Source organism: Variovorax paradoxus B4 (genome assembly GCF_000463015.1).
Taxonomy (GTDB): Bacteria; Pseudomonadota; Gammaproteobacteria; order Burkholderiales; family Burkholderiaceae_C; genus Variovorax; species Variovorax paradoxus_E.
On sequence record NC_022247.1, the window covers coordinates 4,491,357 to 4,503,464 of the forward strand.

At 67.4% G+C, this 12,108-nt stretch carries 12 protein-coding genes; 4 read left to right on the forward strand and 8 right to left on the reverse strand.

Features of this window, described 5'->3' with window-relative positions; genetic code table 11:
* Positions 1 to 232 precede the first annotated feature (232 nt).
* Together VAPA_RS20875 and apbC are read right to left on the reverse strand one after the other, a co-directional pair.
* The gene (locus VAPA_RS20875) at positions 233 to 1,177 is read right to left on the reverse strand and encodes a LysR substrate-binding domain-containing protein (protein ID WP_021008751.1); all 945 of its coding nucleotides are present in this window, start codon (positions 1,175 to 1,177) and stop codon (positions 233 to 235) included.
* Positions 1,178 to 1,191: 14 nt separating this feature from the next.
* Positions 1,192 to 2,283, reverse strand: a complete 1,092-nt coding sequence (apbC, locus tag VAPA_RS20880; RefSeq protein WP_021008752.1) for an iron-sulfur cluster carrier protein ApbC — start codon at positions 2,281 to 2,283, stop codon at positions 1,192 to 1,194.
* Positions 2,284 to 2,385: 102 nt separating this feature from the next.
* On the opposite strand from apbC, the gene VAPA_RS20885 reads away from it, so the two are divergent.
* Positions 2,386 to 3,579 carry a patatin-like phospholipase family protein gene (locus tag VAPA_RS20885; RefSeq protein ID WP_021008753.1) on the forward strand — a complete coding sequence of 398 codons (1,194 nt, stop codon included), beginning with the start codon at positions 2,386 to 2,388 and terminating at the stop codon, positions 3,577 to 3,579.
* 6 nt (positions 3,580 to 3,585) lie between these two features.
* Here the strand turns inward: VAPA_RS20885 and VAPA_RS20890 are convergent, their stop codons facing one another.
* Complete coding sequence (locus tag VAPA_RS20890; RefSeq protein ID WP_021008754.1) at positions 3,586 to 4,239, reverse strand: TetR/AcrR family transcriptional regulator; 654 nt, start codon at positions 4,237 to 4,239, stop codon at positions 3,586 to 3,588.
* Positions 4,240 to 4,316: 77 nt separating this feature from the next.
* On the opposite strand from VAPA_RS20890, the gene VAPA_RS20895 reads away from it, so the two are divergent.
* Complete coding sequence (locus tag VAPA_RS20895) at positions 4,317 to 4,967, forward strand: redoxin domain-containing protein (RefSeq protein ID WP_021008755.1); 651 nt, start codon at positions 4,317 to 4,319, stop codon at positions 4,965 to 4,967.
* Here the strand turns inward: VAPA_RS20895 and VAPA_RS20900 are convergent.
* The 4 genes from VAPA_RS20900 to VAPA_RS20915 are packed head-to-tail and all read right to left on the reverse strand — an operon-like array spanning position 4,903 to position 8,225.
* Positions 4,903 to 5,691: a phytanoyl-CoA dioxygenase family protein gene (locus VAPA_RS20900; RefSeq protein ID WP_021008756.1), complete on the reverse strand. Its 789-nt coding sequence runs from the start codon at positions 5,689 to 5,691 to the stop codon at positions 4,903 to 4,905. The two genes, VAPA_RS20895 and VAPA_RS20900, sit on opposite strands and share 65 nt — an antisense overlap.
* Before the next feature lie 16 nt (positions 5,692 to 5,707).
* Positions 5,708 to 6,406, reverse strand: a complete 699-nt coding sequence (locus VAPA_RS20905) for a YceH family protein (protein WP_021008757.1) — start codon at positions 6,404 to 6,406, stop codon at positions 5,708 to 5,710.
* Between the two features lie 45 nt (positions 6,407 to 6,451).
* The gene (locus VAPA_RS20910; protein ID WP_021008758.1) at positions 6,452 to 7,165 is read right to left on the reverse strand and encodes a phosphodiester glycosidase family protein; all 714 of its coding nucleotides are present in this window, start codon (positions 7,163 to 7,165) and stop codon (positions 6,452 to 6,454) included.
* Positions 7,166 to 7,193: 28 nt separating this feature from the next.
* The gene (locus VAPA_RS20915) at positions 7,194 to 8,225 is read right to left on the reverse strand and encodes an isocitrate/isopropylmalate dehydrogenase family protein (protein WP_021008759.1); all 1,032 of its coding nucleotides are present in this window, start codon (positions 8,223 to 8,225) and stop codon (positions 7,194 to 7,196) included.
* Positions 8,226 to 8,481: 256 nt separating this feature from the next.
* On the opposite strand from VAPA_RS20915, the gene metG reads away from it, so the two are divergent.
* Positions 8,482 to 10,578 carry a methionine--tRNA ligase gene (metG, locus tag VAPA_RS20920; protein ID WP_021008760.1) on the forward strand — a complete coding sequence of 699 codons (2,097 nt, stop codon included), beginning with the start codon at positions 8,482 to 8,484 and terminating at the stop codon, positions 10,576 to 10,578.
* Positions 10,579 to 10,600: 22 nt separating this feature from the next.
* Here metG and VAPA_RS20925 read toward each other — a convergent pair whose 3' ends face one another.
* On the reverse strand, positions 10,601 to 11,272 hold the full coding sequence (locus VAPA_RS20925) for a GntR family transcriptional regulator (protein ID WP_021008761.1): 672 nt from the start codon (positions 11,270 to 11,272) through the stop codon (positions 10,601 to 10,603).
* Between the two features lie 58 nt (positions 11,273 to 11,330).
* Between VAPA_RS20925 and VAPA_RS20930 the strand changes: the two genes are divergently transcribed.
* Positions 11,331 to 12,086, forward strand: a complete 756-nt coding sequence (locus VAPA_RS20930) for an enoyl-CoA hydratase/isomerase family protein (protein WP_021008762.1) — start codon at positions 11,331 to 11,333, stop codon at positions 12,084 to 12,086.
* The last annotated feature ends 22 nt before the right edge of the window (positions 12,087 to 12,108 follow it).

Sequence of the window (12,108 nt, forward strand, 5' to 3'; positions counted from 1 at the left end):
GCGGCACGATGGTGTGCGTGCTGGCCGCCGTTGTTGTCTCGCGGGTCGTGGCTGGGTGGTTGTTCACTGCCTGGGCCTTTTTTCGATGTCTCGGAAATGCCCCCAGCAATGCTTGGAGCCTGACCGAGTGTGTGGGGCGGCCCGGGGCGCGTCAAATTCGATCGGCACATCGATCGATTCAATAACTAAATGGCGGAAACCGCCGAAACAGGCCCGACGGCCCGCGGGCCGTCTATTCGCCGAGCGCGCCGCTGTGCAGCCGCACCTGCTCGCGCCACGCCGGCGTCTGCAGGAACACCAGGGCGGCATCGAGCGCGCGCGAGGGGCGCACGCCGGTCTGGGTCATGAAGCCCAGCGGGGTCTTGACCTCGGGCCCCACCAGCGGTAGCGCCTCCAGCTCGCGGTAGCTGCGCACGGCCGCGACCATCGACCCCGGCAACACGCTGCTGACGGTGCCCGCGAGCACGGCCAATGCCAGGGTAAGTACCGAGTTGGTCTCGATGGCCGGTTCCAGCGCGATGCCGGCGTCGCGCAGCGCCTGGTCGATGATGGAGCGGTTGTGCATGTCGGGCGTGAGCAGGCACAGCGGCAGCTTGCCGGCCTCGGCCCATGACATCGGCCGGCCGATGCGCAGCCGGTCGGCCGAGGGCTTGGCCGCGCGCCGCAGCAGGAAGTAATGCTCCACGCTTTGCGGCCATGCCGTGAGCTTGATGCCCGGCAGGTGCATGCGCTCGGTGTAGCCGAGCGCCAGGTCGACGGAGAGGCTTTCGAGCCCCGTTTCCAGGTCTTGCGAGCTCATCGAGAGCACCGCCGGCACGATGCCCGGATGCAGCTCGTGCAGCATCGCGGCAAAGCGCGACAGCATCGGAATGGCGGTGGGCACCGCCGCCATGCGGAGCCGCCCGCGCGGATGGCCCTCTTCGCTGCGCAGTTCCTGCTGCAGCACCTCGTTGTCGCGCAGCATGCGCTGGGCCGTGGCCAGCACCCGCTCGCCTTCGTGCGTGAGGCCCACGTACGCGCGCCCCCGCTTGACGATGACCACGCCGAACTCGCTTTCGAGCGAGCGCAGCGCATTCGACAGCGCCGGCTGCGTGATGTGGCAGGCCTGCGCCGCGCGGCCGAAATGCTTGTGCTCGCTGAGCGCAACGAGATAGCGCATCGACGCGAGAAGATTCACGGGCGCGCCGCCGATCAGGTGTTCTTGCTGATGGAGATGGTCGGGAACTTGGCCGAGAAGTCCTTGGCCTTTTCGGCAATGCCCACGGCCACTTGCCGCGCGACCGCCTTGTAGATGCCGGCCACTTCGCCGTCGGGGTCGGCAACCACGGTCGGCTTGCCGCTGTCGGCCTGCAGCCGGATGTTGATGTCCAGCGGCAGCGCGCCCAGGTATTCCATCTGGTACTGCTCGGCCATCTTCTTGCCGCCCTCGGAGCCGAAGATGTGCTCGACGTGGCCGCAGTTGGAGCAGATGTGCACCGCCATGTTTTCCACGATGCCCAGGATCGGCACGCCGACCTTCTCGAACATCTTGATGCCCTTCTTGGCATCGAGCAGCGCGATGTCCTGCGGCGTGGTGACGATCACCGCGCCGGTCATCGGCACCCGCTGCGAAAGCGTCAGCTGGATGTCGCCGGTGCCGGGCGGCATGTCGACGATCAGGTAGTCGAGGTCTTTCCAGTTGGTCTGGCGCAGCAGCTGCTCCAGCGCCTGGGTGGCCATGGGTCCGCGCCAGATCATGGCTTCGTCCTGGTCGACCAGGAAGCCGATCGACATGACCTGCACGCCGTGGTTCTCGAGCGGCTCCATGGTTTTGCCGTCCTCGCTCTCGGGCCGGCCCTCGATGCCCAGCATCATCGGCTGGCTCGGGCCGTAGATGTCGGCGTCCAGCAGCCCGACGGCCGCGCCCTCGGACGCCAGCGCCAGCGCCAGGTTGGCCGCCGTGGTGCTCTTGCCCACGCCGCCCTTGCCGGACGCCACCGCGATGATGTTCTTCACGTTGGGCATCAGCTGCACGCCGCGCTGCACCGCATGGCTGATGACCTTGGTCGTGATGTTGACCGAGACGTTGCTCACGCCCGGCACCGCCTTTGCGGCCGCCACCAGCGCCTTGCGCATGGCCGCGTGCTGGCTCTTGGCCGGGTAGCCGAGCTCGAGGTCGAACGACACGTCGCCCTCCGATATCTGCAGGTTCTTGAGCGAACGGGTCGCCACGAAATTCTTGCCGGTGTTGGGATCCGCGACGGCCTTGAGCGCGTCCATGATCCCTTCTGGGGTGAGTGCCATTGATCTAACTCCTGAATGGCGGGTAGTCTAGTGGGTCTCATGGCTCGCTCCCAGGTGCGCACGCTTCGCCTTTCCCCCACCGGGGACAACAACACCAATCAAATGCCAGAGACCTCCCCCGCCACCGGTCTCCTGCTCACCGGCGGCGGCGCCCGGGCCGCCTACCAGGTCGGCGTGCTGGAGGCCATTGCCGAGATCCGGCGCGTGGCGGGCTTTGCGGGCCAGCGCAATCCCTTTCCGGTGATCACAGGCACCTCGGCCGGGGCCATCAACGCGGCCGCGCTGGCCTGCGGCGCCGACGACTTCGACGACGCCGTCGCGCGCATCGCGCAGGTCTGGCGTGATTCCCGCACCGAGCAGGTCTACCGCCCCGATTCGCTCTCGGTCATCGGCAGCGGCACGCACTGGCGCATGCTGCTCGGTCTCGGGCGTTTTGCGGCCAGCTGGATGCGCATCAAGCCGCGTTCGCTGCTGGACAACGCGCCGCTGGCCGACCTGCTGGCCCGCATGGTGCCGCTCGACCGGCTGCCCCGGCTCATGCAGGAAGGCCACGTGCAGGCGCTGGCCGTGACCGCGTCCAGCTACAGCTCGGGCGAGCACGTCACCTTCTTCGAAGCCGCCGAGCCGATGGAGCCCTGGGTGCGTTCGCAGCGGCTGTCGGTGCGCGACCGCATCAGCCATGCGCACCTGCTGGCCTCGTCGGCCATTCCCTTCGTGTTTCCGGCCACTGCGCTGCCGATGCAGGGGCATACCGAATATTTCGGCGACGGCTCGATGCGCCAGTCGGCGCCGATTGCGGCGGCGATCCACCTCGGCGCCCAGCGCATCCTGGTGGTTGGCGCGGGACGCATGCACGAGCCGCGCGACACCGACGCGCCCAACACCTACAGCGGCTATCCCACCATGGCGCAGATCGCGGGCCATGCGCTGTCGAGCATCTTTCTCGATGCGCTGGCGGTGGACATCGAGCGGCTTCGGCGCATCAACCTCACGCTCGGCCTCATTCCCGAAGAGGCCCGCAAGTCGAGTTCGCTACGTCCACTCGACCTGCTGGTGATCTCGCCGTCGGAGCGGCTCGACGTGATCGCGGCGCGCCATGTCGATGCGCTGCCCGGCGCGGTGCGCCACCTGCTGGGCGGCTCCAAGGTTGCGGCCAACGTGAAGGGCGGCGCGCTCGCGAGCTACCTGCTGTTCGAGGCGGGCTATACGCGCGAGTTGATGGCGCTCGGGCGGGCCGACGCGATGCGCCAGCAGGGCGAGGTGCTGCGGTTCTTCGGATGGGGCGAGGCCGCCTGAAGCCGATCAGCGATCACCGCCGCCGCGGTCTGCGGACAGCCCCGCGAGCAGCAAATCCAGGCTCGCCTGAAATTCGGTATCGGCCGTGCTGCCCGCGGCTGCGTTGGCAATGTCGATCAGGTGTGCAAAGCGCTCGGCCGGCAAGGCCCGGAACCGCGCGATGGTGAGTTCCGCCGACTCCGAGGCCTGCAGCGCCAGCGGACCGGCGAGTTCCGATTGCGCAAGCCCCGTGATCAGGCCGGAGACGGCGCGGAACGCGACGAGCAGGGCCTGTCCCGAGCGCCCGTTGCGGGCCAGCGCGCGCAGCAGCGCTTCGGTCACCTCGAACACGGCCGGCGAGCGGCTGCGGCGCGTGAGGATCAACGCAATGGCATGCGGATGCGCCCGTACCGCCTGCCACAACGCCGTGGCAATGGCCCGGACTTCGTCCTGCCATTGCGCGTAGTCGACAAGCGGCCAGCGCGCTTCGCCGATCACCGCCTCCACCACCAGCAGGTCGATGTCCTCGCGCTGCGAGACATAGTTGTAGAGCGTCATGGCGCCGGTGCCGAGCTCGCCGGCAAGTGCGCGCATGGACAGGCCCGCAAGCCCTTCCCTGTCGACCAGCGCCAGCGCCGCGGCCTGGAGTTGCGAATGCGTGAATTTGGCGGGTCGTCCCATGGCAACGGATCTTGACGCAGTTTTGAAGGTGCGAGTATATTCAATTACGTACACTGTACGTTAAAGGAATGAATTGCATGAAACTCGCGCCCGGGGACACGGCTCCCGCCATTGCCGCAAGCACCATCCACGGCAAGCCCGTCCACGTTCCGGACCCGGTGCCGCGTCATGTGCATCTCCAGTTCCGGCGTTTCGCGGGCTGCCCCGTGTGCAACTTCCATCTGCTCACCATGGGCAGGCGCCAGGCGGAAATTGCCGCGGCGGGCATTCGCCAGGTGGTGTTCTTTCATTCTTCGCGCGAAGAAATGCTCAAGTACCAGGCGCAGCTGCCGTTCGATTGCGTCGCCGACGCAGGCAAGAAGCACTTCAAGGCGTTCGGGGTCGAGACCTCCGTACGGGCGCTTTTGAATCCCCGCGTCTTCTGGAGCGGGTTGCGGTGGATCCTGGCGGCCAGGCGCTTCTACACCAAGGCCGAGAACGGCATCCTGGGCCTGCCGGCGGACTTTCTCGTCGACGCGCACGGGCGCATCGTGGCTTGCAAGTACGGCGTGCATGCCGACGATCACTGGGAGGTGGACGAATTGCTGCAGCTGGCCAGCAAGGCGCAGCCTGCGCAGGCGAAACCGATCGATGCGCCGGTAGTGCCGGGCCAGCCGGGCGCGTTCAGCCGCTCAGCGCCTGCCGGATCGCTTCTTCCACAGGGCAGCGTGCCTGCGACTCGAGACTGAAGGGTTGCGCAGGCAGCAACGGCGGCTGCGCCATGAAACGCGGCCGCGTGCCACGGTGCGGCTGGGCCGAATGCACGAGGAACGGGTGGCAAAGATACACGGTGCCCGCCGCGCCTGTCGCCAGCACCTCGGGCCGTTCGGCGGATTCGGCAAAACCGTTGCGCGCCAACTCTCCCAGCGACAGGCCGTCCTCGCCCGCGGGCATCAGCAGCCGCGCGATGTCGGCATGCGAGCCGACGCGGATGCGCGTGGGTGCATCGTCGTCGCCCACATCCGAGAACAGGAAGAGCATCAGCAACGCACGCCCCTTCGAACGGATGTTCGCCCGCCACGACATGAAGTCGGAGTTCTCCAGGCCGAAGCTCATATCGATGTGCCAGCCGGCGTCACCCGGGTCTTCGGCCGAGGGAAAGCGCACGGGGAAGGTGCCCATGCTGCGGCACGGCAGCCACCGCCCCGGGCCGACGAGCAGGTCGAAGGCGCTGTGCAGAAGCGGCGTGTTGGCAGCCTGGGCGAAGGGCTGCTGCGCGTACATGCCGAGCCGGACGACGGGCTTGCTCCATGTCGACGGATCGTGCGGATCGCATCCGGTGTCGCGCCAAAGGATCGCGCGGGCCTCGGCCGCGAGTTCGCGCGAAAAGGCGTTGTCGATGCGCAAGAAGCCGTCGCGGATGAAGGCCTGCGAGCGCGCATCGTTCGCCGGAAAATCCGAATGCTCGGGCATGGGCTGTTGCCGATCGCTAACCCGCTTCGGAAATCCCGAGCTCCGAGCACACCCGTCCCACCAGCGCCTTCAGCGATGCGAGTTCGGCCTCGAGCCGCGCCACGTTGGCCTTGAGCGCGGCCACCTCGCCGAGCGATGCATCGTGCGATGCATCGTGCGATGCATACGCCCCGTCGGCCGATGCGCCGCCAGTCCCGGCCGGCTCTTCCGCCGGCACGCCGCTCAGCAGATGCGCCCAGCGGCTTTCGCGTGCGCCCGGCAGGCGCGCGAGCTTGACCACCAGCGCGCCGGCCGGGCGTTCGGCGAGCTCGTCGAGAAAACCCTCGACCGACGAGATGTCGGCGAAGTTGTGCATGCGGTCGCAGGCGATGCGCAGTTCGCCGGCCGTTTGCGGGCCGCGCAGCATCAGCACCGTGAGCAGGATCACCGACTGCGACGGAATGCGCAGCACGCGGTCGATGTTGTGCTCGTAGCGGAACGCCCGGCCACCGCTGGTTTCGGCCACCAGGCTGTAGCCCTTGAGGCTGTCGATGGCGGCCTGCACCTGGGCTTCGCTCAGTTCGAGCACCGGGTTGCGGCTGGTCTTCTGGTTGCAGCCGGACACCAGCGAATTGAGCGTCAGCGGATAGCTGTCGGGCACGGTGCGCTGCTTCTCGGCCAGCACGCCGAGCACGCGGGTTTCGACGAGCGAAAGAATGGGAAGGGCCTGGGTCATTGCTCAAGGAATCCTGAATGAAAACGCTGGCGGCAAAGGCCGGGGTCACGGCACCGCCACGCCGAGTATCGGTCCCAGCTCCCTGGTGAAGTCGGTGCGCCGCAGCGCGGGCGAATGCAGCGCCGACACGGTGCCGTCGAGATAGAGCGCGTCGCGGCAATGCAGCACGTCGCGAAAGTAGAGCGCGAACTCGTAAAAGTTCACCGGCTGCTCGCTGATCACGAAGATTGCCGTGTGTCCCGACACGCCCACGCCGTTGCGGATCTTTCGCGAGTCGGAATCCGGAATGAAGGCGGGATGCACCACGCCGCGGCGCAGCAGCAGCGGTCCCGACTGGGTCGCCAGCCGAACGCCCTCCTTCGGCAGCGCCGCATATTCGGACGACTCGACCACGCGCGGCCCCGCATCCGACACCAGGAACACGCCATTCGGCTTGAGGAAGAAATTGCCCGTACCGGCCGCCAGGTTGAGCGGCGCCACCTCGCGCCCCTCCTGCACCAACAGGCCAACCGGGGAAAAGTCCGCGTGGTACATGCCGGCGTTCATCGCGAACAGGAGCTGCCGGTTGCGCGCGGCGAGCCAGGCTTCCAGTCGGTCGAGGCGCTTGAACTCGACACCGGAGTCGTCGCGCAGGAACAGCTCGAGCCGTTCGCGGCGCAGATCGATCTTCACGACGGTGTAGCGCGTCTCGGCGGCCGCGGATGCCAGGCTGGCTGCGCCGGCCACGCACAGGGCCAGCAGGAGCAGGAGCTTTCTCATGGAACCCCGCAGCCGCGGCGCAGTTGCTTCAGCCGTTTTGAATGCGGCTGACCAGCGCCTTGGTGAACGCCGCCGTGCCGGCGCTGCCGCCCAGGTCGCCGGTGCGTACCTTGTCGATGTTGAGCGTGTCGTCGATGGCCTTGCGCAGGCGCGTGGCCATCTCGGGCAGCCTGACGTGCTCTAGCATCAGCGCGGCGGCCAGCAGCAGTGCCGTGGGGTTGGCGATGCCCTTGCCGGCGATGTCGGGTGCCGAGCCGTGCACGGCCTCGAAGATCGCCGCATCGGCGCCGATGTTGGCGCCGGGCGCCATGCCCAGGCCACCCACCAGACCCGCCACCAGATCGGACAGGATGTCGCCGAACAGGTTGGTCGTCACCAGCATGTCGAACTGCCATGGATTGAGCACCAGCTTCATCGCGCAGGCGTCCACGATGATGGTGTCGAGCTCGAACTTGCCCTTGTACTTTTCTTCGTAGAGCCGCAGGCCGGTCTCGAGGAACAGGCCGGTCAGCACCTTCATGATGTTGGCCTTGTGCACCAGCGTGACCTTCTTGCGGCCCGTGGCAATAGCGGTCTCGAAGGCGTATTCGAGCACGCGCAGGCAGCCCTGGCGCGTGTTGATGCCGGTGGCCATGCCGACGGCGTGCGGGTCGCCGTCGATGCGCACGTAGTGCTCGTGGCCGATGTACAGGCCTTCGAGGTTCTCGCGCACGACCATCAGGTCGATCTTGTCGAAGCGGCCGCCCGGAATGATGGTGCGCGCGGGACGCAGGTTGGCATAGAGCTGGAACTCCTCGCGCAGCCGCACGTTCGACGAGCGGTAGCCGCCGCCCGAGGGCGTCTCGAGCGGGCCCTTGAGGGCCAGGCGGGTGCGGCGGATGCTGTCCAGCGTGGCCTGCGGCAGCGGATCGCCCGAGGCCTGGACGCCGCCGAGGCCGGCAATCTGGCGGTCCCACTCGAAGGGCGCCTTCAGCGCATCGAGCGCGGCCAGGGTGGCGTCGACGATTTCGGGGCCGATGCCATCGCCGGGAATCAGGGTTGCGGGAATGGGGGTGGTCATCGGAAACTCGCTTTCTGTATATCCATCTTGTATATCTCTTCGCCATATCAGGAGAGAGCGTTGGCGAAACGCGCGACATGGAGCATACGTCGCGCCGGAGACACCCCGGCGCCTTTCGGGTCACCGGGGGTCCGCCCGACGCGGCAAAACCGCCGATGCAGGCACCCGGATCGACGGCATTCGGCATGCTGCGGTGCCGCCACCTAAAATGTCGGGTTCCCCGCAAGTTCGCCACTCCCCGAAAGCGCCCTCCCCGATGTCCGCCACGCGCAAGCTCTTCGTCACCACCGCCCTGCCGTATGCCAACGGCAAGTTCCATATCGGCCACATGATGGAATACATCCAGGCCGACATCTGGGTGCGGAACCAGCGAATGAATGGCGCCGAGGTCAACTTCGTCTGCGCCGACGACGCGCACGGCGCGGCCATCACCATCGCGGCCGACAAGGCCGGCGTGACGCCGCAGGCCTTCGTGGCCGAGATCGCGGCCGGCCGCAAGCCGTATCTCGACGGCTACTACATCTCGTTCGACAACTGGCACTCGACCGATGCGCCCGAGAACCACCAGCTCGCGCAGGACATCTACCGCGACCTGCGCGCCAACGGCCTCATCGAAACCAAGAGCGTCGAGCAGTTCTACGACCCCGCCAAGGGCATGTTCCTGGCCGACCGCTTCATCAAGGGCGAATGCCCCAACTGCCACTCGAAGGACCAGTACGGCGACAACTGCGAGGTGTGCGGCGCCGTGTACGCGCCCACCGAGCTGATCAACCCCTACTCGGCGCTGTCGGGCGCCAAGCCCGAGCTGCGCAGCTCCGACCACTTCTTCTTCAAGCTCTCGGACCCGCGCTGCGAGGCCTACCTGAAGGAATGGACCGCCGCGCCAGGCCACGTGCAGTCCGAAGTGCAGAACAAGATCCGCGAGTGGCTCTACAAGGACGACGAAGGCAAGGGCGGCCTCGGCGACTGGGACATCAGCCGCGACGCGCCCTACTTCGGCATCGAGATTCCCGATGCGCCGGGCAAGTACTTCTATGTGTGGCTCGACGCGCCCGTGGGCTATCTGGCGTCGCTGAAGAACCTGCTCGACAAGCGCTGCATCGAGCTCGCCGGCGACGGCATCTCGTACACCGAGTACATGGCCGACCCTGACCTGGAGCAGGTGCATTTCATCGGCAAGGACATCATCACCTTCCACACCCTCTTCTGGCCCGCGATGCTGCACTTCAGCGGCCGCAAGGCGCCCGACGCGGTGTACGTGCACGGCCACCTCACGGTCAGCGGCGAGAAGATGAGCAAGAGCCGCGGCACCGGCATCGACCCGCTCAGGTACCTCTCGATCGGCCTGGACCCCGAATGGCTGCGTTACTACATCGCGGCCAAGCTCAACGGCCGCAACGAGGACATCGACTTCAACCCCGAGGACTTCGTGGCGCGCGTCAACAGCGACCTCGTGGGCAAGTACATCAACATCGCGAGCCGCGCGGCGGGCTTCATCGGCAAGCGCTTCGGCGGCCGGCTGGGCGAGGTGTCGGCCGACGGCGACGCACTGCTGTTCGCGCTGCGCGACGCGGCGCCGCAGCTGCATTCGCTCTACGACGGCCGCGACTACGCCCGCGCGCTGCGCGAGGTGATGGCGCTGGCCGACAAGGTGAACGAGTACGTCGACCAGAACAAGCCCTGGGAGCTGGCCAAGAAGGAAGGCCAGGAGGCCCGGCTGCACGACGTGTGCACGGTGTGCATCGAGGCCTTCCGCCTGCTCACGCTGTACCTGAAGCCGGTGTTGCCGGCGCTGGCAGTGAACGTCGAGGCCTTCCTCGGGATCGAGCCGCTCACGTGGGCGGATGCCGCGCAGAGCCTGCCCACCGGCCACGCCATCGGCGAGTACAAGCACCTGATGCAGCGTGCCGACGCCAAGATGGTCGACCAGCTGTTCGAACCCGACGAGCCGGCGCCTGCTGCCGCCGTGGAAACGGCGACCGATGCACTGCCGGGCGGCGAAGCGATCGCCCCCACCATCACCATCGACGACTTCGCGAAGATCGACCTGCGCATCGCGCAGATCGTGGCCTGCGAGAAGGTCGAGGGCTCGACCAAGCTGCTGCGCCTGACGCTCGACGCGGGCGAGGGCAAGACGCGCAACGTGTTCAGCGGCATCGCCTCGGCCTACCAGCCCGAGCAGCTCGTGGGCAAGCTCACGGTGCTGGTCGCCAACCTGGCGCCGCGCAAGATGAAGTTCGGCCTCAGCGAAGGCATGGTGCTGGCGGCGAGCCATGGCGACGAAAAAGCCAACCCCGGCATCCATGTGCTCGAGCCCTGGCCGGGCGCGACGCCGGGCATGCGCGTTCGTTGAGAAACAGGGTACGGCTGGGTAACTAGCCGAGCTTGTTGACCAGCACGAGGTCGGCAAACACCTTGCCGCCCACCGAGATGTGGTCGCGCATCGCCTCCGCGGCGTTGTCCGCGTGGCCCTTCAGGATCCACTCCACCACCCGCTCGTGCTCGCGCTGCGAGGCGGCCAGGCGCCCGGGCTTCTCGAACATCCGCCCGCGGTAGGCCGCGATGCGCAGGCGCACCGTCTGCGCCTGCTCGACGATGAAGGGGTTGCCGCTGGCGCGGTAGATCACGTCGTGCAGCGCGGCATTGGCGCGCTGGTAGCCCTCTGCATCGTCCGCCTGCGCGCACGCGGCCGTGCCTTCGAGCGCGCGCTGCAGTTCGCCGCGCAGCGCCGGGCCGATGCGCAGCGCCGCCAGCCGCGCCAGCACCCCTTCGAGTTCGCCGAGCGCTTCCATCATGGCGACGAGTTCGTTCGCGCGCAGCTGGCGCACGTAGATGCCAGTGCGCGGAACGATGTCGACCAGCCCGCGCGCGCTCAGCAGCAGCAAGGCCTCGCGCACCGGCGTGCGCGAGGTGTTGAAGCTCGCGGCCAGGGCCTTTTCGTCAATCGGCATGCCGGGCGACAGCGTGCCGTCCAGGATGTCTTTTTCGAGCCGGCCGCGGATCTGGTCCTGCAGGCTGCTTGCGTCGAGGGTTTTCGCGGGTTGCATGGGTGTGCGGATATTAGCTAACCTTGTAGATATATCAATTGACTTATTTGGTACATCAATGCTTCCCACCCTCCAGATCGACGGCCACGTCGCCTACCTTACGCTGCGCCGTCCGCAGTCCGCCAACAAGCTGACGCCGGAGGACCTGCCCGCGCTCGTTCGCCACCTGGAGACGGTGAACGGCTCGCCCGACGTGCTGGTGCTGGTCGTTCGCTCGGAGGGCAAACATTTCTGCAGTGGCTACGATATATCAGAGGTTGCCTCCAGCAGCCAGACCGAGGGCCGCAGCTTCGGCGACATGGTCGATGCGCTGGAAAACTGCCGCGCCGTCACCATTGCGGCGGTGCACGGCGGCGTTTTCGGCGGCGCCACTGACCTGGTGCTGGCCTGCGACTTCCGCGTGGGCGTGCGGGCCGCCGAGATGTTCATGCCCGCGGCCCGGCTCGGCCTGCACTACTACCAGAGCGGCATGGAGCGCTATGTCTCCCGCCTCGGGCTGGACACGGCCAAGCGGCTCTTTCTGACCGCCGATAAGCTCGACGGCAGCGCGATGCGCGAATGCGGATTCCTCACGCACCTGGTCGAGGACGCGGCGGCGCTCGACGCGGAGGTTCTGCGCCTGCGCACCACGCTGGCCGGCATGGCGCCGCTCGCGCTGCTGGGCATGAAGAAGCACCTGAACCAGATCGCGCGCGGCACGGCCGATGCCGCCTCGATCCAGCGCGAGGTGCAGCGCGCCGTCGCATCCGAAGACCTGGCCGAGGGCGGCCGCGCCTGGCGCGAGAAGCGCCCGCCGGTCTTCAAGGGCCGCTGAGCGCGCCCTCCCCCTCGGCCCC

Bases quoted from the DNA above. Each gene is read 5' to 3' on its own strand.
- VAPA_RS20890 (WP_021008754.1), bottom strand. From the start codon at position 4,239: ATGGGACGACCCGCCAAATTCACGCATTCGCAACTCCAGGCCGCGGCG.
- VAPA_RS20910 (WP_021008758.1), bottom strand. From the start codon at position 7,165: ATGAGAAAGCTCCTGCTCCTGCTGGCCCTGTGCGTGGCCGGCGCAGCC.
- VAPA_RS20905 (WP_021008757.1), bottom strand. From the start codon at position 6,406: ATGACCCAGGCCCTTCCCATTCTTTCGCTCGTCGAAACCCGCGTGCTC.
- VAPA_RS20900 (WP_021008756.1), bottom strand. From the start codon at position 5,691: ATGCCCGAGCATTCGGATTTTCCGGCGAACGATGCGCGCTCGCAGGCC.
- VAPA_RS20885 (WP_021008753.1), top strand. From the start codon at position 2,386: ATGCCAGAGACCTCCCCCGCCACCGGTCTCCTGCTCACCGGCGGCGGC.
- VAPA_RS20895 (WP_021008755.1), top strand. From the start codon at position 4,317: ATGAAACTCGCGCCCGGGGACACGGCTCCCGCCATTGCCGCAAGCACC.
- metG (WP_021008760.1), top strand. From the start codon at position 8,482: ATGTCCGCCACGCGCAAGCTCTTCGTCACCACCGCCCTGCCGTATGCC.
- VAPA_RS20925 (WP_021008761.1), bottom strand. From the start codon at position 11,272: ATGCAACCCGCGAAAACCCTCGACGCAAGCAGCCTGCAGGACCAGATC.
- apbC (WP_021008752.1), bottom strand. From the start codon at position 2,283: ATGGCACTCACCCCAGAAGGGATCATGGACGCGCTCAAGGCCGTCGCG.
- VAPA_RS20915 (WP_021008759.1), bottom strand. From the start codon at position 8,225: ATGACCACCCCCATTCCCGCAACCCTGATTCCCGGCGATGGCATCGGC.
- VAPA_RS20930 (WP_021008762.1), top strand. From the start codon at position 11,331: ATGCTTCCCACCCTCCAGATCGACGGCCACGTCGCCTACCTTACGCTG.